Here is a 17,673-nt window from a genome sequence, read left to right on the forward strand (position 1 = left end):
CGCCGCTCCTTGCGTGTTTTGCGCTGCTCAGACAGCAACCAAGCTGTCAGCTTCTCAGCATACGGATCCAGCTTGCTCGGCCGGTCCGGTCTCTGGAATTCGGGTTCGACAATCCCGGCCCGCAGATATTTCTTGATCGTGTTGCGAGACACGCCTGTTCGCCGCGCAATCTCGCGAATGGGCATCTTGTCTCGCAGCGCCCATTTCCGAATGACCCTCAAAAATCCCATGTCTACCACTCCAATAGCCCCCAGCTGAATCAAGCAGGGGCAAGGTTGCACATGGGTCAATTCTCAATGACAATTTCTGCAGTTGCCGGGTCAGTTCTCAGTGACAATCAACAGCCAGGTCGGACGGATGCGACGCAGGAACAGACGGACGTTGAGTCCTTTGCAGTCCTGGAGCCTGTGGCCGACGGTTTCCGGAACTACCTCAAGCCGGGCCTCAATCGCTCGGCGGAAGAGTTGCTGATAGACCGTGCACAGCTGCTGACATTGACTGCACCGGAAATGACAGCGTTGTTCGGTGGCCTGCGGGTTTTGAACACCAATGCTGACGGATCAATGCACGGTGTCTTTACCGATCGCCCGGGGATGCTCAGCAATGACTATTTTGCCAATCTGTTGACAAGAGATACGGTTTGGGCCCCGAAGACGGCTCAGGCTGATGTCTTTGAAGGCCGGGACCGTGCGACAGGTCAGGTGAAATGGACCAGCACCCGCGTTGATCTGTTGTTTGGATCCAACTCGCAACTGCGTGCCCTCGCCGAAGTCTATGCCAGCGAGGATGCCCATTTGGCATTTGTTCAGGATTTCGTCGCGGCCTGGACGAAGGTGATGAACCTTGATCGCTTCGATCTCGCTTAACGGATCCCGGCGAACCAGAACTTGCGCCCAAAAGTCCCCTCGGGCGTAAGCGCAGGCACCGTTTCGGGCAACGAAGCCAATCGAGCAAGAAACCGACTGCGGATCAACCGCGTGTCAAATGCCAGGGCGGCGCATGTAGCGTCGCCCTGGCAGAAATCTGAAGACAACCAACAAAGGAACTATTCAATGCGTAAACTGACTCTTGTCGCTGCAACACTGATGATGGCCCCGCTTGCCGCACTTGCGGGTGGGACCCCGGCGGCCCCCGACACCGTCCAGTATTTCGGGAACCTGCAGGATGGCGATACCGTTCAAAGCCCGGTAAAGGTCATCTTTGGCCTGACAGGCATGGGTGTGGCGCCTGCGGGCGTTGAGGTCGAGAATACCGGTCACCACCACTTGCTCATCGACCGCCCGGCTTTGGGTGAAGGCGAGGATGGTGCCGAAGAGTTCAATATGAACATGCCAGCTGACGACAATCTGCTGCATTTCGGAAAAGGGCAGACAGAGACGATGATTGAACTCGCTCCCGGTGCTCACACGCTGCAGCTTGTCCTTGGCGACAAGGACCACATCCCGCACAGCGCCCCGGTGTTTTCTGAAGTGATCACAATCACAGTAGAATAGAGAAGTCTGGCCTCCGCGATCTTATGCGGGGGCTGTAACAATACGGAATATGACCATGGACACACTTGAGCAAACCGATTGCGAAGAGCTCTTCTCAACCCCGCTGTTTCGTTTCCGGCTGCCGGACGCAGATGCCTTCAACCGCGATCTGTTGCAAGAAGGTGTACGCCTTCGCAAGCAAAGCGAGGGTGTCGCCAAATCCAACTATGGCGCATGGCATTCTTCCGGAGATCTGTTTGAATCTACAACAACGTGCATCATGCAGCTTAAAACTGTCGCCGAGGCCGCGACCTACATCGCCACCCAGAACGTCAGCCCTGATCTGGACCTCGCAACGCTGAAACTGGACATTTTTGGCTGGATGAATTCAACGCCGTCGGGGGGCTTCAATGCACCGCACACTCATCCGGGCGCACATTGGTCCGGCGTTTACTATGTGTCCCAACCCGCCGTGGAAAAAGGTGAATCTGGCAAAATCGAGTTTCTTAATCCGCGCACCGATCTGCCCAACTGGCGCATCCTCAAATCCCCGACTTTCGGGGCAGCGCGCAAATTCCGGCCTCAGCCTGGTGAACTGGTTCTATTTCCGTCCTACCTCGTGCACTGGGTCTACCCGAACGAAACCCAAGAAGAGCGCGTGTCGATCGCGTTCAATGCGACCTTTAGGACGACCGGTTCGAAGAAATAGTTGTCATATCAATACCTCTACAGTTTCAGCAAGTTGGGCTTCTCTTGTCACGCAACGCTCAGCTCACACCAAGAGTACATCAACAAGAAAGTACGTTCGATAGGATGCTAAAGTTTCAAACTGCAACTGTCGGGATCATCTCAACAGCTAGCTTGATTGTCGGTGTTGCAGCTGCAGCTGCGACGTCAAAAGGCGATGCAATACTCGCGGGGTCGATTGGAGCGATCTCGGGTTCGCTGTCGGTGGTGGTAGGGGAATCCTTGGCTCTCAGTCGGCGATACACCAGTGCGGACACAAAGGAATCTTTTGAGAAAACATGTCACGAAAACAGAAATTCTTTAACAAGCCCGTTACTACTCGCTCTTTCCTATGCCCCTTCGTTTGTTGTTGGGGCGGTTGCTCCTATTGCAATCGCGATCCTTGCGCCCAAAGAGTACCTTGTAGCGTCCGTCTTCATAGTTAGTTTGGTCGTCTTGAGCACGTTTGGAGCGTCTGACTCTAGTTCGAACGGACCCGGCCTTTGGCACAGGATGGTAGTGTCATGTCTTTTGGGTGCGGGTGTCATGGTCACTGCGATGCTGGTTGGGACGGCGTTCAATCTTGTTCTTTAAGCGGAGCAAACCTACTCATCCTGAAAATTGTCAATGATATAGATTTGGAAAGATGATGAGTACGTTTGGTGCTGCCGGATTCTGGCCACAGATTTTAACATGGCTACCTTTTATCGTCGCGTTGGCGGCGGTTTGGAACGGATGCAATAAGTCGATCTCGCCATTTCTTGTCGTGACCGCACTACTTGGTTGGTGGTTTGGTCTCTTGACGTTGTTGTCAATATTGATCTTTGCGATCCTAATGGGTCTCGCTGCACTACAACCTTTGTTACCCAAGAGATTTCAGATTGCGGGACATGGGGTGCTCGTACTAGTTTGTTTGGCTCTGGGTTTTCAATTGATCCCAGGTGTAGACAAGCTCAACATCGTTTCTGACGCTCAAATTGGACCAAATAGCGAAAAATTTAGTTATAGTATCGGGTTAGAAAAGCCATTCATATTCATGATATTGCTCGTCGCAGTGCCGTGGGTCCGAGAAAACGATCATGCACGTGATTATCGCACCGCGACAGTAGCCCTTCTCATGCTAGTAGGAGTTTTTTTGGTCTCTCTGGCTGCTGGCTTTCTAAGTTTCGAATTCTCCTTACCAAGATGGCTCCCAATCTTCTTCGTTGGGAATCTTTTTTTGACTTGTTTGCCAGAAGAAGCGTTCTTTCGAGGTTACATCCAACGTGGTCTCGCCTCTCAGATCGGAGTTTGGCCAGCCATCGGTATCGCAAGCTTACTTTTCGGATTCGCACATTTTGCAGGTTGAGTGAGCTCTATCATGTTCGCAAGCTTAGCTGGGTTGTGACCTGCCCCCCGAAACCTCCCGCACTTTAATGTAGAGTTTGCTCAACCTCTTGAAGGAGCAAACAGATGCGAAAGAGCCGTTTTACAGAAGCGCAGATCATCGGAATGATCAAAGAACAGGAAGCCGGGATGCCGACGGCGGAGGTGTGCCGCAAGCATGGCCTGAGTCAGGGCACATTCTATAAATTCAAATCCAAGTATGGCGGCATGGAAGTGTCTGATGCGGCCAAGCTGAAGGCTTTGGAGGATGAGAATGCCAAATTGAAGCGTCTGCTCGCGGATCAGATGCTGGACAACGTCGTGTTGAAGGACTTGCTGGGAAAGAGCTGACGACGTCGAATGAGCGGCGCGAAGCAGCGCTCCGGGCGATGCGGGATCATGGCATCTCGCAGCGCCGGGCCTGCCGACTTGTCGGTGTCGATCCAAAGACTGTCCGGCGTGAGCGCCCGCCGGACAATCCTGAGATACGCAAAGAGATGAAGGCCATCGCGGCCAAGCGGCGTCGGTTTGGCTACCGCCGGATCGGTGTGATGCTAGAGCGTAAGGGTATGATCATGAACCACAAGAAGCTCTATCGCCTGTACACAGAAGAGAAACTGGTCGTCAGGCGACGAAGGGGCAGGAAACGTGCCCGTGGATCGCGGACACCTATGCCAGAGGCGCTGAGACCTGGTGAACGCTGGTCTCTGGACTTCCTATCCGACACGTTCGGTGCATCCCGAAGGTTCCGCATTCTGGCGGTGAACGATGATTGCTGCCGCGAGAACCTGTGCCTGATGGCCGACACGAGCATCTCAGGGGCCAGAGTCGCGCGGGAGCTGGATGCGCTTGTCCGGGTCTATGGCAGACCGGCCAGCATTGTCAGCGACAACGGGACCGAGTTCACCAGCCGGGCAATCCTGAAGTGGGCCAACGACAACGGCGTCGACTGGCACTACATCGATCCGGGTAAGCCGCAGCAGAACGCCTTCATCGAGAGCTTCAACGGCAGCCTGCGCGACGAGCTCCTGAACGAGGAGATGTTCGACAGTCTGGAGGATGCCCGGCGCAAGCTGGCGCTCTGGCGATACGACTACAACAACGTCAGGCCGCACTCATCGCTCGGCAACCAAACACCCGCAGAAGCGCGCCGGACGCTTGAGCAATTTGAGGGCTCCGCGCCCGGCGCGCTTGCCCAATCAGACAACGGAGAATATGAAAACCAGACCCGCAGACTCTCGTTATGAATGAGGGAGCCTCGGGGGGCAGGTCAGTTGGCATTCGGTATGATCTTTCAGTTTGGTGGGGGTCTACGTAGTTCAGTATTCGTCCACTTCTGGTTCAATTTATGCCATCTGATTCTCTTTACTTATCCGATGGCGTCGGGTTGAGCTGCAACAGCATTGACCGTCATTCGCTTATCCCGGGCTGGAAACAGCGCAAGAAGACCGTGAAGTACCACAAACGTCGATACAAACGAGGCAACCGGATCGAGATCATGATTGGCAGGCTTAAGGATTGTCGGCGCGTGGCAACCCGATACGACAGACACCCGAAGGTGTTCCTATCCGCCATAGCTCTCGCCGCACTTGTCATTTATTGGCTATGAGTCCTGACCGCTACTTTAGCGGCACTCTGCAATGCGGCTAATATCCGATCAGGTTATTTTGTTAGAAAACGACGTGACAAAGGCAAAATTCGCGAAGAGTTTGTAGCACAAGTTTTCATTGAAAATTCAGTCGTTTTCTACAGTTGACACATGCGGTCAAAATTTTCGGTAATTGTGCGCTGTTCGTAGTACGGAATACCCTTATTCGGGGCGCTGAAGTCATCGTGCTGCCGATATGTATTGTGGCCGGACAGCTTTAAATTGGCATTCCGATATGCAATTGGCAAACCTCGTCACCGTCACGATGGACAAATACGGCGGTCAGCCCAAGATCCTTAGCCCAAATTGCGCTCTTCTCCTGTCCGGAAACCATGAACGCCGTCGCCCAAGCATCTGCTTGCATGCAGGTCTTGGCCAGAACAGTAACCGATGCAGGCGTGTCCTGCAGAGGGCCACCGAGCGCCGGGTCCATCGTATGCGAAAGCCGTTTGCCGCCTGTTTCGATCCAATGACGGTAATCACCTGATGTGGCGACAGCGGCATCGGTTAGCTCAATCATGGACAGCGGTGCCCGCGTTTCATAATCGGGACGCTCAATGGCCACTGTCCATGCTCGGCCATCTAGGCGTACGCCGGAGCCGCGCATTTCACCGTCGAGACCTACAAGAGCATCTGTGATCTCAAAACGGTTCAAAACTGCCATCATTTGGTCAACTGCAAAGCCTTTGGCGATGCCTGACAGGTCCAACGCAAGCGGGGCAAGTTTACGGACTGACAGCGCATCAAGGTCGAGCTCCAGCAACTCATGCGCCAGGGAGCGCTCCTTGCCAAGTGTGGCGTGTATAGCCTGTGTGCTGACCTCGTTCGGGCCAAACCCCCAGGCGCTCACGACATCCCCCATGCCAATGTCAAACGCCCCGTTCGAAAGCCTGCCGATTTCCAACCCTTTCTCCAGAACCGTCATTAGCTCCGAAGGAATGGAAACCCATGTTCCGACCGGCGCGCCATTGAGACGCATCAGATCACTTTCGGGTTTCCATGTGGACATCTGGCGGTCCACCGCATCAACGCTCTCAGCAAGCGCCGCGCGGATCGGTTCAGGGTCGATTGCTGCAGGGGCGTAAAACAGCGCCGACCAACGGGTGCCCATGGTTGGGCCGTTCAGGGCATGGCGCACAAGATCAATAGGTATCTTCAACATAACGTCCCTCTGCTTTCAATGTGGCGGGTGTTAATCCGGCAGGTGCCAAGATATCGGACAGCGCATCAGTGACGCCTGCAGCCATGTCACGCCCGCCGCAAACCAGGACCTGCGCCCCCTCACTGATAAGCTTGGCAATTCGTTCTGCATCGGCGCGCAAAGCATCCTGCACATAGGTGCGGCTGCTGGTGCGCGAAAATGCGTTGGTAACGGAGGTGAGTTTCCGCTCTTTCTGCCAGTTCTTCATCTCGCGTTCGTAGAAGAGGTCGCTGTCAGGATGCCGTGCGCCAAAATAGAGATGCATGGGGCGGCCCGAATTGTTAGCACGTGCGAAGCCTGCCAGGGGCCCGATGCCGGTTCCTGCGCCGATCAGGATCACCGGTTTACGTCCCCGTACAGGTCGAAAATCCGGATTCTGGCGGATAAATCCCTGCACTTTGTCACCAACGGCCAAATCCAAAAGCTGACCTGAGCAAAGCCCACCCGGGTGGCGGCTGACGCAAATTTCGATGAAGCCATCGGCGCGTCCCGAAGCCAGAGAATAGAACCGCGGCACGTGCGACCCTTCGGGAATGATACCCAGCAGGTCACCCGATGAAAATCGACCCAAAGCCCGCCCCTTAAACCGCGCCCAATGCCCAACCTTCGGGATAGCAAAGCGTAGGATTGCAGCAGGGGTCTGCATCTCTGCACCATAATCGCGTCGGGAGATGAGGGTCAGTGTATGACTTCGCGGGATCGCCGCGCTGTGCGAAAGCTCCAATGGTTGACCAAGTGCATTGCCCAGATCACGCCCCCAACGGGCGAACTCTTGCGGCGACTGCCGGTCAATTGTTGCCATTGGCAGCATCTGTTCCCAACCTTTTTCGGCCGCCATGCGAGTCACATCTACAGCATAAGCGCAGAACTCGGAGAACTTGCTGTCGCCGAACCCGAGCACAGCCAGTGGCATTTCTGGGGCTTTCGGCAAAGTCGCCAACCGATCAAGGAACCCCTTGGCTGAGGCAGGTGCTGCACCCTCGCCGTAAGTCGCAGCCAACACGATTACCCGTTCTGCACGGCCATACCGGCTCGGCACAAATTGCGACATTGATGCTGCGTGAGCCTTGTGACCTGCTTGCGTCAATGCATCGTGTAACGTCGCCGCAAATCCCCAGGTGCTGCCACCCTCGCTACCGACCAGTAGGATTGTGTCCGCTTGTCCGGTCGCGACATTACCTTTTATCCGGGGCCGGGCGCGGCGGGCTTGCACCCAAAGGATCACGCCAGTTGCGGCCATGAACGGCGCACCAAGTGCCATTAGTCCCAGGACTACCCCCAACCAGGCCATGCCTTGTCCGGTGTGCAGCATATAGATCGTCTCAATGAAGCGTTGCGATGGACCTGCATCGGCCCAGATCAACGTCTCGCCTGTTCCCTGATCGAGATATCCCTCGCCCGTGTTTGTCTTGAGCATGAACACATCTGTTGGATCATCGGGATAGGGAAAGGTGAATTCGCGCAAGGTTTCCACCGGCGTGTCGCGCAGCAATGCCATTGTGCCGGGTTCAGCACCGGTTTGGCCGCTAACTTTGGTGGGAAACACCGGACTACTGCCTTGTGGGAGCAAATCAAAGGTGCTGGCTGTCATGAACAGTGCGGTGGCGGAGGAAAACAGTAATCCAATGACCGTCACCCGTGCAACTTCGACATGCAGACGTCCCATTAGCGGGCCACGCAGGCGTGAGAAAAACCGCCGCCAGCCTCCGACCCGCCGTGCTGTCAGCATCAGACCCGAGATCGACAACACCAAAAGTGAAGCCGCCCCCGCCGCTGCAGCTAGCCGACCTGCGTCGTCCAGAAACAGCGAACGGTGCAGGTTAGTCATCCAGCGTTTAAAGGCTGAGGGCTCGTAATTCGCCACGCCGACACCTGTCGCTGGGTCGATGACCACCGCACCTGGCTGCCCTGCGTCAAAGTAGAACGCTGTGATCTGCCCAGACGGGGCACGGCGGATTTGTTCTACGCCGGGGTAAGTGATGGCGATGCGGTCTGCCAATGTGGCCACCGTCAGGGTCGGGTCGGATTGCGCGGGGGCCTGCACGACCTCTACAGCGGGAAGAACGCTCAGGACCGCCCCGCTGAGCGTCATAATGACGATCAGCAAAGCCGCGATCAGGCCGGGAAACTTGTGCAGGGCGCGCAGCATGGCGAAGCTCCTTTGGTGGGGATTACATGTCGTAGGTGAAGTCTTGGATGTAGCGGCGACCGGTAACCGGCTGGCCCGCGCCCGTTGTAGTCAGCGGCACAACCACTTCGGACGGGCTGTCGCGCATGTCTTCGACCGAGGCGTCGATACGCAATTCGTAACCCGCGTCAAACAGCGCATCCGCCAGATCGAGCGTGATCTTTAACTGACGCCCCGCCCCAACGCTCGCACCGGTGATGCCATTGATCTCGGCCGTGTTGCCGCCCGTCGCACGATACCAGTCGCTCAGATGTTCGTAGTATTTGGATTTGCCACCGGCCATCCACAGGCTGCCCATATAGGTGCCATTTGCATCAGTGACATACAGCGCCAAATAAGCGCCATCGCCGCCATACTGGTTCATGTTTGTGGTCAGCGTGACGGGGCGAGCCAAAGCAGGCCCGGTGAGTGCAGTCGTCAAAGCGAGAGCGGACAGCAGGGTTTTCATCGGAATTCTCCATATTCGGTTGTTTTGAGCTCTGTATGAGGGATTCGGCTGATGTGTTCCTGACGGGAAACAGAAAATGACTTCAGTTTGCCGTCAGGTTTGGCAGAAAAAAGCCCCGTCGCGCTTAGGGTCGCGACGGGGCAGGTGCGCAGGCCAAAGGGACATATGGCCTGCACAGGAAAGTCGATTCTGGGTCAGGCGATGTCCCCTGGGTTAGCGGCGCGCTTTCGTCCGGTGATCATTGCACGGGCCAGGTTTTCATGATGCCGTCGCGATGCAATCATCACACCAACGATATGCAAAACGACAAGCACGAGCATAAGGTTTGCCAGAACTTCGTGCGCTTCTTCAAGCGCCTCATTGCCACCCTCACCCCGTTCATAACCCCCATCATCGTCGGCGAGCGCCGGGGCGACGATCTGCGGCACTTGTGGAAGATAGGCCAGTCGCGACGGCTCGACCATCAGCCAGCCGGTGAAGGCCGTGGCGGACATAGTCAGCAGAAGTGCCACGATCATTGCGGCTCCCGCTGGGTTGTGGCCGATGTAACGGGCTTCGCGCCCGCGCAGCATATCCCGCAAATACTTCGCGACCGTACCCGGCCCGCGGACGAATTGTGAAAACCGTGCATATCGCGAGCCTACCAGACCCCAGACCAGCCGAACGGCGATCAACCCCGCCGCGAAATAACCGGCCCAAATGTGCCAAAGCTCGTTTTCATCTCCGGTCAGCCATGCGGCAGCAAAAGCCAGAACCAGCCCCCAGTGGAATAAACGCACAAGAGGGTCCCAAACGCGGATCATTGCTCAACGACCGGCGCTGTACCGGGAGTGAACAACCCATTCGCAGGTGGCTCGACTGATCCGGCTGGTGCGGCGTTGCCGCCACCACGGTAGTGATCGTCATCGTCATCGTCGTCATCTTCATATTCGAATTCGACTACAGCCAGCGTGGCTGGATCAACCTTAACCTCGATCTCACGACCGGTGGCGTCACGGCCCTTGATCTCATAGCAGCCATCATCCGTTTTGATCCGGCGTACGGTCCAGCCCTGCGCCTCAGCCATCGCCTGCACTGCTTCGCGCGGTTGCCAGTCAGCCATTGGCACACGACAATCGTCGTCATCGGCAAGAGCAACACCTGCCGCTCCCAGGCCAACCAAAAGGGTCGTTGCCATCAGATACTTTTTCATTGTTCCATCTCCTGAAACCCAAGTTGATGAAGCCTTGTCACCCGCCGACCTGACGAGAACCTGAAGTGCGCATACTTAGTGCTTCAGGTGCACGTCAGCTTTGTCGGTGATAGAAGGCGCGCAAACAAAACGGGAAAAGCCAGATATGCGTGTGCTGCTGATCGAAGACGATACGGTTTTGGGTGCTGCAGTGCGCGACCAGATTGTTGCTGACGCCCATTCCATTGACTGGGCCACGCGGCTGGATGAAGCAGGCGATTATCTGGAGGTCGCAAACTATGACCTGATACTCCTCGATTTGATGCTTCCCGACGGGCGGGGGCAGCCATTCTTGCGAGCGCTCAGAAAGCGGGGCGACGTGACACCCGTTATCATTCTTACGGCGTTGGACCAGATTAGTGACCGCATTGAAGGACTGAATGCCGGTGCCGATGACTACATGGTCAAACCCTTTGACCTATCTGAGCTTTCAGCACGGGTCGGTGCGGTGGCGCGGCGCTACGCGGGCAACCCAAACCCACTAATCACTTTGGACGATCTGGAAATCGACCTTGCCGCGCGATCTGTACTTCGCGACGGCAAACCGGTGCCCCTGACCGCCCGCGAATGGGTGCTGTTCGAAGCCTTCGTGCAGCATCCGGGGCAGCTTTTGTCGAAAGCACAACTGGAAGAGCGGCTGTATTCCTTTGAAACCGAAGTTGAGAGCAACACGATTGAAGTGCATGTAAGCCGCCTGCGCAAAAAACTGGGGCGGGACCGGATCGAGACAGTGCGCGGCCTCGGCTACCGGCTGGGCGCGCCGTGAGGACGCCCGTTTCTCTGCAAGGCCGCTTGGCGCTGGCCCTTGGTGTTGGGCTGACGATGCTTTGGCTGGCCACCGCATGGGCGACCGCGTCCCTGTTGCGTCACAAAATGAACGAGGTGTTTGATTCCACGCTGGAGGAAACTGCACAACGCATCCTGCCACTGGTGGTAGTTGACATAATCAGCCGCGAGGAGCAGGGGATCAGTAGACGCATCGCCACCCTGCGCGAGCATGAAGAGTTCTTTACCTACATCGTACGAGACAAACAGGGTCGTGTCCTGTTACGGTCGCACGCAGCTGAAGATGCGGATTTTCCTACCTTCGAAGGTTTGGGTTTTCGCCAGACCGCGACGCACCGACTCTACTATGACGCGGCATTGCAAGGCTCGATTACCATTGCGGTGGCCGAGCCACTTAGCCACCGTGCCGAGGTGGCCCGTGAAGTAGCGGTCGGACTTGCTTTACCACTGATTATCGCCATTCCATTTGGTCTGTTTGGCGTGTTTTGGATCGTCCGACGCAGTCTCAGACCTGTCCGACAATTTAGCACTGCACTGGCCAATCGTGGTGCACGCAACTTGTCGGCGGTCGTTGACGGCAGTCTCCCGAAGGAAATCAAGCCAGTGGCAGAAGCCGTCAATGCTTTGCTCGAACGTCTTGGACGTGCCCTTAAAGCCGAGCGCAGCTTTACCTCTAATGCTGCACACGAACTGCGCACACCGGTTGCCGCGGCACTTGCCCAAACACAGCGGCTGATGGCCGAAACCTCTGATTCCAATGCAGCGCCGCGCGCGGCGGAAATCGAAGTTGCGCTCAAACGGTTGACCCGCCTTTCCGAGAAACTCATGCAACTGGCGCGGGCCGAAGGTGGGCGATTGCGCCGTGATACCGCGTCAGATCTGCGCCCTGTGCTGGACATGGTGCTAGCGGATTTCAACGGCATGGCTGGACCAGCGCGTATTCAAAGCACACTTTCGACTGACCCGGTGCTGTCCGACCTTGATCCAGACGCATTTGCGATTGTCGTTCGCAACCTGATTGAGAACGCGCTGCGTCACGGCAATGGTGGCACCCCTGTTCAAGTGGCTCTGACGGGCGATACTCTTAGGGTGGTCAACGATGGCCCGCCGCTTCCAGCCCAAACTTTGGCGAGGCTAACCGCCCGTTTCGAACGCGGGCAGTCTGCATCGGACGGTAGTGGGCTGGGTCTATCGATTGTGAAAGCGATAGCCGATGGGGCGCAGGCGACGCTGGAACTTCACTCCCCGGCACAAGGCCAGACGGACGGATTCGAGGCGGTATTTCAATTGCCTGGTTGTGTTGAGACAGGTTAAGCATCGCCCATTTCAGAGCTTGGGAACTTCCCCGATGTGCCTCCAAGCCACAATAGAAATGGCCGCCCAAACACCTGTTCGCAGGATCATCGCACCAACCGTCCGGATCTCGTAAGCACCGCCCAGCAAAAGGTGCAGCCCAAAGGCCAGCATCACCAGACAAGTCGTAAGAAGAATACCGATTGATACCCAGACCGCCGGGCGGTGCCGCAAGAACAACCCGATCCCTGCGACGACATAAGCGAACCCAGCAACAAAGTTGAACCATAGAACGAAAGGCACCGCATTTCCGACGGCAGCACGGGCTTCGGCGCTACCGAAAAGCGCACGACCACCGGACAAAACTGTTAACAGTCCGAAAACGATTGCCACACCCGCTGCGATCTTCAGGGCACGACTTCCAAAACTTTTTCCCGTCATTTGCCTTTCCTTCCGACCATTCGATGAAAGCCCGACTGTTGCATGATTGGTTTGGGTGTCGTTTGACTTGCGTCAACGTCAAGAGGCCTCCTGCTTTGTATGTTTTACAAATGGAGCTACTTGCAGATCATGCTCATCCGCTTGTCAAAGACACCGCCATACGTCTGACGCAAGCCGAAACAACGCTTCGCGGCAAGCTTGAACAGTTATTCCTTTTCGTTAGGGATGATATTCAGTTCGCGTTTCCCGACGGTGGAGATTTCGTCAAGGCATCGGACACAATCCGTTTGGGATATGGGCAGTGCAATACGAAGGCTACATTATTGTTGGCCTTCTGCAAGGCTGTGGGCATTCCTGCCCGCATCCACTTTTCACTGATCACCAAAAACATTCAGAGAGGTTTCTTCACAGGCATTGCTTATTGGCTCATACCAAAGGAAATTTCTCATTCCTGGATCGAAGTCAAAGTTGAGGGCACTTGGCGGCGTATCGACACCTTCATCAACGACCTGCCACTGTTTACCGCTGCGAAAGCCAAGATCATACGTTGCGGTTGGTCAGTTGGCTACTCGGTTGCACTGAAAGATGGCGACGCCAGCGCAGACTTCGACCTCGATCACGAAGCCTTTCAACAAATGGCAGCCGTGACGGATGATCACGGCACGTGGGATGACCCATCCGCCTACTATGAAAGCGCGAAGTACAAGAACCGACCGGATGGAATACGGATGTGGTTCTATCGGCACATGATCGGCGGGATAAACCGCCGCGTTGAAAGATTGCGCCATGAAAACAATTGTGTGAGCGATACCTGAATCGCGACTCTTGTTAACCAGAGGGTAGGGCGCTCATCGCATTTCTTCCATCATCTTTTCGCGGAAGACCTCTGCGGGGGTTCTCCATCCCAAGCATTTTCGGGGCGTGTTGTTGAGGCGATTACAGATCACCTTCATATCGTGATCTGTGCATCGCCGGATGTCCCGTTTGCGCGGCAACCACCTTCTTAGCCTGCGATTAGTGTTCTCGACCGTACCTTTTTGCCAAAGTGATGAGGGATCACAGAACCAGGTCTGGGTGCCGATCTCGGCCCGCAGGTGCGGCCAGCTGACAAACTTTGTCCCACGATCAATGGTGATTGACTTGCGTGCTGAGAGGGGGAGGTCACGGATAGCCTCCATGATCTTTCCCATGACAGGTTTGGTTCGCTTGTTTGGGTTCTTCAGGATGACTGTAAACCTGCTGACACGCTCGACCAGTGAGGTCACATTGGTCTGGCCAAGCTTTTGTTTGAACAGCATCAAATCGGCCTCCCAGTGACCGAACTGGCAACGGTGCGCGACATCGTCAGGACGGAACAGGATGCTGACATCGCGGTGGAACTTTGGTTCTCTGCGCCTCCTGGTGCGACGCGGCCTGCGTGCAACACGATGCGTGGGAAGATACCACCAGAGATCATCGCGCTGACTTTCTTTGGAATAAATATGGCGGTAGGTCGTCTCTTGGCAGACCCTTTGTCGGGCGCCTTCATGGATCATGCGATTGCCGATCTGCTCGGGCGTCCAGCCGTTTTTGATGCGCTCGATCACACGACTGCGCAGTTTGGGATATTTGATCAGTTTGCGCTGCCGGGCACGCCGATCCGCAGCGATCAGCTGAGCGACCGTGCCGTAGTAGCCATCACACTTTGGCATGCATTCATCAGAGAAATGATTCCGTTTCAGCTCTCGGAAAATCATCGAACGACAGCGCTTCAATACACGCGCCATCTCATCAACAGGGACCTTTGCATGTCTCCAGCGTTCAATTTTGCGTCGTTCTGTGATACTCAGTTGGCTATATACAGCTCCCATGCCGATTTCTCTCGTCAGATAACATATTGTTTTCTAACAAGAGTCGCAGTTGGAAGTAGCGCGCTCCCGCGTACACTATCAACTCTCATAAGGTTTATTATGTTCAATTAGCTGGCTGTGTGGACCTTGTTTACTGGCACCTAAACCGCGACCTCTAGTCGTAGACAATATCCGACTTCGCCTTATCTTTCCATCGTGGCACCAGCTCACCGGTGTTCCACTTGTAGAGCCAACCGACAAGCTCGCCGGTTTCCCGATCAAGGATACGATTGACGGCATGGGCATGCAATCGCGCCGGCTCCCTGGGTGCGACGCGACTGCGTTTGGAGCGTCTGGAGACGCGTAGAACCACGCTCGTACCGTTGAATGTCGTCAGCTCTTTTGCAGCAGTCGCCATACAAACCCCCTCACTTTCAGAGTCCAATGAGCGGATTTTATCGCTCGTTTGGGCGAACATCGGCAGATACTCGCTTCGTGTTCCAGTTGTGCTTACGAATTCAGTAGGCGCACGATAAAATACGCAAAGGGGCGAAAAAATACGCGAAGGTACGCAAAAGAGGTGCGTAGTCCATTGATTAGAAACGGTAGATTTTATGTCGCACCCCAGCAAACGGACGAGAACTTTAAGCAACTTTTTGCTCGTTTAGCGGCAGCAGGCGCAGGGAGACCCTCCGACAACCAAGGTTTCGCTGATGGCTCATGGACACCAGAATCGCTTGCTGATGCGATTTGTGCAATCGACGGCAATCGCGAAGGCGTGGAATTGCGATCTGTTCAGGTTTGGTTTCAAGATAACGAAAACGGAATTAGCGATATTAATCTCCGCTGGCTTGCGCGCATTTTTGGCTGCGGAGACCCAGAAGCAACGAGCGCATGGCAAACCGAATTAAAGGCAGCCAAAGAACGGCTCGCGTTTCAACGGCGGCAGAAAAGGAAAAGCCGAACCAATGGCGCTGCTGTTTCACCCGACGTGCTCGTACCACCGGCTCCAGCCCAAACGTTATCTGACACAGCCCTTGGCGATCTTGAAGATACCGTTTGGATCAGCGCCCGATCCAAACGGAAGACGCTGGCAGAACGATGTGAGCAATTGCTGAGCGGCGCAACATCGCTCAACCTTCTCATCGCCTATTGGATCGTTTTCTCCGGATTGGGGCTCATGAATTATGTTCTTGGAACCCTCAGTGTCACATACAGCCCACAAGAAGGCTTAGACAAACAAGTCGGTTTTATATGGGCGCCAACGCTCACAATCCTTCCTCTGGTTGCACTACCAGCCTTCATCTTCTTCATAAGCAATCTGAACACTTATTGGCGCCGGGTCGGCCGATCAAAATGCATCTCAGATCGTGCGGTGTCGATCAATTCGAAGAGCAATGCGGCGTGGAACGCCCGGGTTAACGATTTTTCGTTTTCGTTCTGGGCAATCGTCTTGTTCAGTTTTCTCTTTGTCTTCGGATTTCAATGGGCTGGTATCTATCTGCCAGCATATCTGTCTGGTGATGCAAACGGCGTTCAGATTGATCGGTATCTCGTCGCGCTGGAACGGCCAGATATTATCTCAATACCACAGGCGATGATCTTGTCGGCCGTCGGTTACATATATACCGCGTCCTACATTGCAATTTTCATGCTTGGACTGCTGTTTTCGCTGATCATCACGCTCGACTATGAAGATATTTGCACGACATCGGACCTAGAGAGTGTCGAGATTGATCGCTCCCAACTTCGGCGCGAAGGCCAAAAGATTGTCTGGGCCGTGTTTCGTGTGGTGGTCGTTGCTCTGTGGCTGGCCATGTTAGTGAAATTGCAGATCACGTATTTGCAAACGGACAGCAAAGACTTTGTGACATGGATCCGCACAGATGCAGCCATCGTCCTGGGAGCAAGTGTTCCTCCAAACGGATGGCTAGAGAACAGTTCCATCAGCCATTTCACGACGTTCATGATGATGGTCGTCACCGTCACCATTTTTGTTGTCTGTGTCATGAAGATGAACGGTATCTTCACAAGATTGGCGCTGTACGACAACGACTATCCTTTCGCACGTGACAAGCCGGCAATCACCAGCATGTTCCTCGTGATCGTCCTCTTGTCGGTCAATCTCGTACTGGTGGGTCGCCTCAATGGGTTTTCATTGGTGCTCGCGGCGAGTGCGGTTGCGTCGGTGTATGTTCTTGCCGGTCCGAAATTACGAACATTCTAGGTGGGTAAATGGAAGAAGCAAAATTCTATAAAGAGATAGCCGAGGGTCCATCATCTGCGGGCGCTTACTGGATACAAACCGAAGATAACGTCCGCCTGAGGGTGGGCGCTTATCACACTCCGGGCGACAGAAAAGGGACCATCCTGCTGATGCTCGGGCGGTTTGGCTACGTCGAAAGATATGGCCGCGTGGCGCAGAGTTTCGCAGACAACGGGTTCTCGACAGTCGTGGTCGATTGGAGAAGCCAAGGTCTTTCAGATCGCATGGCAGATGACCAACAAGCTGGTCACATCCACCACTTCTCGGACTACCAGAAGGACGTCTCCGCAATGATGCAGGTCGTCGAAAGCCTGGAGATGCCGAAGCCCTACTACCTCGTCGGCGTTTCCATGGGCGCATGCATCGGGCTCCGAGCCATGCTCGAAGGTTTGCCCGTGGCAGCAACTGCATTCATCTCTCCAATGTGGGGGATCAAAATGTCTGCGGTTCAGAGGATCGCGGCATGGCCTCTGTCATGGGCGGCAAAGGTAACTGGCCAAGGCCACCGATATGTCCCGGGCGAAAGTGGCGAGTGTTGATTGTCACTGAGAACTGACCCGGCAACTGCAGAAATTGTCATTGAGAATTGACCCATGTGCAACCTTGCCCCTGCTTGATTCAGCTGGGGGCTATTGGAGTGGTAGACATGGGATTTTTGAGGGTCATTCGGAAATGGGCGCTGCGAGACAAGATGCCCATTCGCGAGATTGCGCGGCGAACAGGCGTGTCTCGCAACACGATCAAGAAATATCTGCGGGCCGGGATTGTCGAACCCGAAT

21 protein-coding genes and 1 pseudogene are annotated in these 17,673 nt (G+C 55.2%); 13 read left to right on the forward strand and 9 right to left on the reverse strand.

All coding sequences use genetic code 11. The annotated features are described in order from the left end of the window. A partial coding sequence (locus NANH_RS0100985) for a helix-turn-helix domain-containing protein (RefSeq protein WP_027260325.1) occupies positions 1-230 on the reverse strand: 230 nt, incomplete at its 3' end. 114 nt (positions 231-344) lie between these two features. On the opposite strand from NANH_RS0100985, the pseudogene NANH_RS0100990 reads away from it, so the two are divergent. The 7 genes and pseudogenes from NANH_RS0100990 to NANH_RS27695 form a co-directional block, all read left to right on the forward strand. Beyond that, positions 345-866, forward strand: a pseudogene (locus NANH_RS0100990) (peroxidase family protein); the annotation flags it as partial. A gap of 186 nt (positions 867-1,052) precedes the next feature. After that, positions 1,053-1,493, forward strand: a complete 441-nt coding sequence (locus tag NANH_RS0100995; RefSeq protein ID WP_027260366.1) for a DUF4399 domain-containing protein — start codon at positions 1,053-1,055, stop codon at positions 1,491-1,493. 55 nt (positions 1,494-1,548) lie between these two features. Continuing rightward, positions 1,549-2,181: a TIGR02466 family protein gene (locus NANH_RS27325; RefSeq protein ID WP_161631353.1), complete on the forward strand. Its 633-nt coding sequence runs from the start codon at positions 1,549-1,551 to the stop codon at positions 2,179-2,181. 104 nt (positions 2,182-2,285) lie between these two features. Continuing rightward, positions 2,286-2,792, forward strand: a complete 507-nt coding sequence (locus tag NANH_RS29745) for a VIT1/CCC1 transporter family protein (protein WP_367889538.1) — start codon at positions 2,286-2,288, stop codon at positions 2,790-2,792. A 55-nt stretch (positions 2,793-2,847) separates the two neighbouring features. Continuing rightward, positions 2,848-3,546, forward strand: a complete 699-nt coding sequence (locus NANH_RS27330; RefSeq protein ID WP_161631354.1) for a CPBP family intramembrane glutamic endopeptidase — start codon at positions 2,848-2,850, stop codon at positions 3,544-3,546. Positions 3,547-3,650: 104 nt separating this feature from the next. Next, positions 3,651-4,810 (forward strand): IS3 family transposase gene (locus tag NANH_RS0101015; protein ID WP_139236648.1). Its coding sequence is split into 2 segments (ribosomal slippage): positions 3,651-3,900 and positions 3,900-4,810, totalling 1,161 coding nucleotides; the frame shifts between segments, so codons are not numbered across the junction. A gap of 101 nt (positions 4,811-4,911) precedes the next feature. Beyond that, positions 4,912-5,172 carry a transposase gene (locus tag NANH_RS27695; RefSeq protein WP_281170985.1) on the forward strand — a complete coding sequence of 87 codons (261 nt, stop codon included), beginning with the start codon at positions 4,912-4,914 and terminating at the stop codon, positions 5,170-5,172. A gap of 256 nt (positions 5,173-5,428) precedes the next feature. Here NANH_RS27695 and NANH_RS0101020 read toward each other — a convergent pair whose 3' ends face one another. The 5 genes from NANH_RS0101020 to NANH_RS0101040 all read right to left on the reverse strand — a co-directional run bounded on the left by NANH_RS0101020 (position 5,429) and on the right by NANH_RS0101040 (position 10,240). Then, positions 5,429-6,373 (reverse strand): FAD:protein FMN transferase, encoded by a 945-nt coding sequence (locus tag NANH_RS0101020; protein ID WP_027260369.1) that lies wholly within the window; start codon positions 6,371-6,373, stop codon positions 5,429-5,431. Then, positions 6,354-8,561 carry a PepSY domain-containing protein gene (locus tag NANH_RS0101025; protein ID WP_027260370.1) on the reverse strand — a complete coding sequence of 736 codons (2,208 nt, stop codon included), beginning with the start codon at positions 8,559-8,561 and terminating at the stop codon, positions 6,354-6,356. Before NANH_RS0101025 ends, NANH_RS0101020 begins: the two co-directional genes overlap by 20 nt. A 22-nt stretch (positions 8,562-8,583) precedes the next feature. Then, the gene (locus NANH_RS0101030) at positions 8,584-9,048 is read right to left on the reverse strand and encodes a DUF2271 domain-containing protein (RefSeq protein WP_027260371.1); all 465 of its coding nucleotides are present in this window, start codon (positions 9,046-9,048) and stop codon (positions 8,584-8,586) included. Positions 9,049-9,242: 194 nt separating this feature from the next. Then, a complete protein-coding gene (locus NANH_RS0101035; RefSeq protein ID WP_027260372.1) occupies positions 9,243-9,851 on the reverse strand; it encodes a cytochrome b/b6 domain-containing protein in 609 nt (202 codons plus the stop codon). Further along, entirely contained in the window at positions 9,848-10,240 is a 393-nt protein-coding gene (locus tag NANH_RS0101040) for a PepSY domain-containing protein (protein ID WP_027260373.1), read from the reverse strand. Before NANH_RS0101040 ends, NANH_RS0101035 begins: the two co-directional genes overlap by 4 nt. 145 nt (positions 10,241-10,385) lie before the next feature. Between NANH_RS0101040 and NANH_RS0101045 the strand changes: the two genes are divergently transcribed. Further along, positions 10,386-11,045, forward strand: coding sequence for a response regulator (locus NANH_RS0101045; RefSeq protein WP_027260374.1), 660 nt, complete (start codon positions 10,386-10,388; stop codon positions 11,043-11,045). Continuing rightward, the gene (locus NANH_RS0101050; protein ID WP_027260375.1) at positions 11,042-12,379 is read left to right on the forward strand and encodes an ATP-binding protein; all 1,338 of its coding nucleotides are present in this window, start codon (positions 11,042-11,044) and stop codon (positions 12,377-12,379) included. Before NANH_RS0101045 ends, NANH_RS0101050 begins: the two co-directional genes overlap by 4 nt. Positions 12,380-12,391: 12 nt before the next feature. Here the strand turns inward: NANH_RS0101050 and NANH_RS0101055 are convergent, their stop codons facing one another. After that, positions 12,392-12,799, reverse strand: a complete 408-nt coding sequence (locus NANH_RS0101055; RefSeq protein ID WP_027260376.1) for a hypothetical protein — start codon at positions 12,797-12,799, stop codon at positions 12,392-12,394. 23 nt (positions 12,800-12,822) lie between these two features. On the opposite strand from NANH_RS0101055, the gene NANH_RS0101060 reads away from it, so the two are divergent. After that, positions 12,823-13,614 carry a transglutaminase-like domain-containing protein gene (locus NANH_RS0101060; protein WP_081710393.1) on the forward strand — a complete coding sequence of 264 codons (792 nt, stop codon included), beginning with the start codon at positions 12,823-12,825 and terminating at the stop codon, positions 13,612-13,614. A 33-nt stretch (positions 13,615-13,647) separates the two neighbouring features. Here the strand turns inward: NANH_RS0101060 and NANH_RS0101065 are convergent, their stop codons facing one another. Further along, positions 13,648-14,649 (reverse strand): IS30 family transposase, encoded by a 1,002-nt coding sequence (locus tag NANH_RS0101065; RefSeq protein WP_027260378.1) that lies wholly within the window; start codon positions 14,647-14,649, stop codon positions 13,648-13,650. A gap of 154 nt (positions 14,650-14,803) precedes the next feature. Then, positions 14,804-15,046, reverse strand: a complete 243-nt coding sequence (locus tag NANH_RS25075) for a hypothetical protein (protein ID WP_139236646.1) — start codon at positions 15,044-15,046, stop codon at positions 14,804-14,806. A 174-nt stretch (positions 15,047-15,220) separates the two neighbouring features. Here NANH_RS25075 and NANH_RS28260 point away from each other — a divergent pair, with 174 nt between their 5' ends. From NANH_RS28260 to NANH_RS25090, 3 genes are all read left to right on the forward strand, one after another. Then, entirely contained in the window at positions 15,221-16,855 is a 1,635-nt protein-coding gene (locus NANH_RS28260; protein ID WP_139236644.1) for an RcgA family putative transporter, read from the forward strand. 8 nt (positions 16,856-16,863) lie between these two features. Beyond that, positions 16,864-17,433 carry an alpha/beta hydrolase gene (locus NANH_RS25085; protein WP_051372187.1) on the forward strand — a complete coding sequence of 190 codons (570 nt, stop codon included), beginning with the start codon at positions 16,864-16,866 and terminating at the stop codon, positions 17,431-17,433. 107 nt (positions 17,434-17,540) lie between these two features. After that, positions 17,541-17,673: helix-turn-helix domain-containing protein (locus NANH_RS25090; RefSeq protein WP_036049158.1), on the forward strand; the 133-nt coding region annotated here is incomplete at its 3' end.

The organism is Sedimentitalea nanhaiensis DSM 24252 (assembly GCF_000473225.1).
GTDB lineage: Bacteria > Pseudomonadota > Alphaproteobacteria > Rhodobacterales > Rhodobacteraceae > Sedimentitalea > Sedimentitalea nanhaiensis.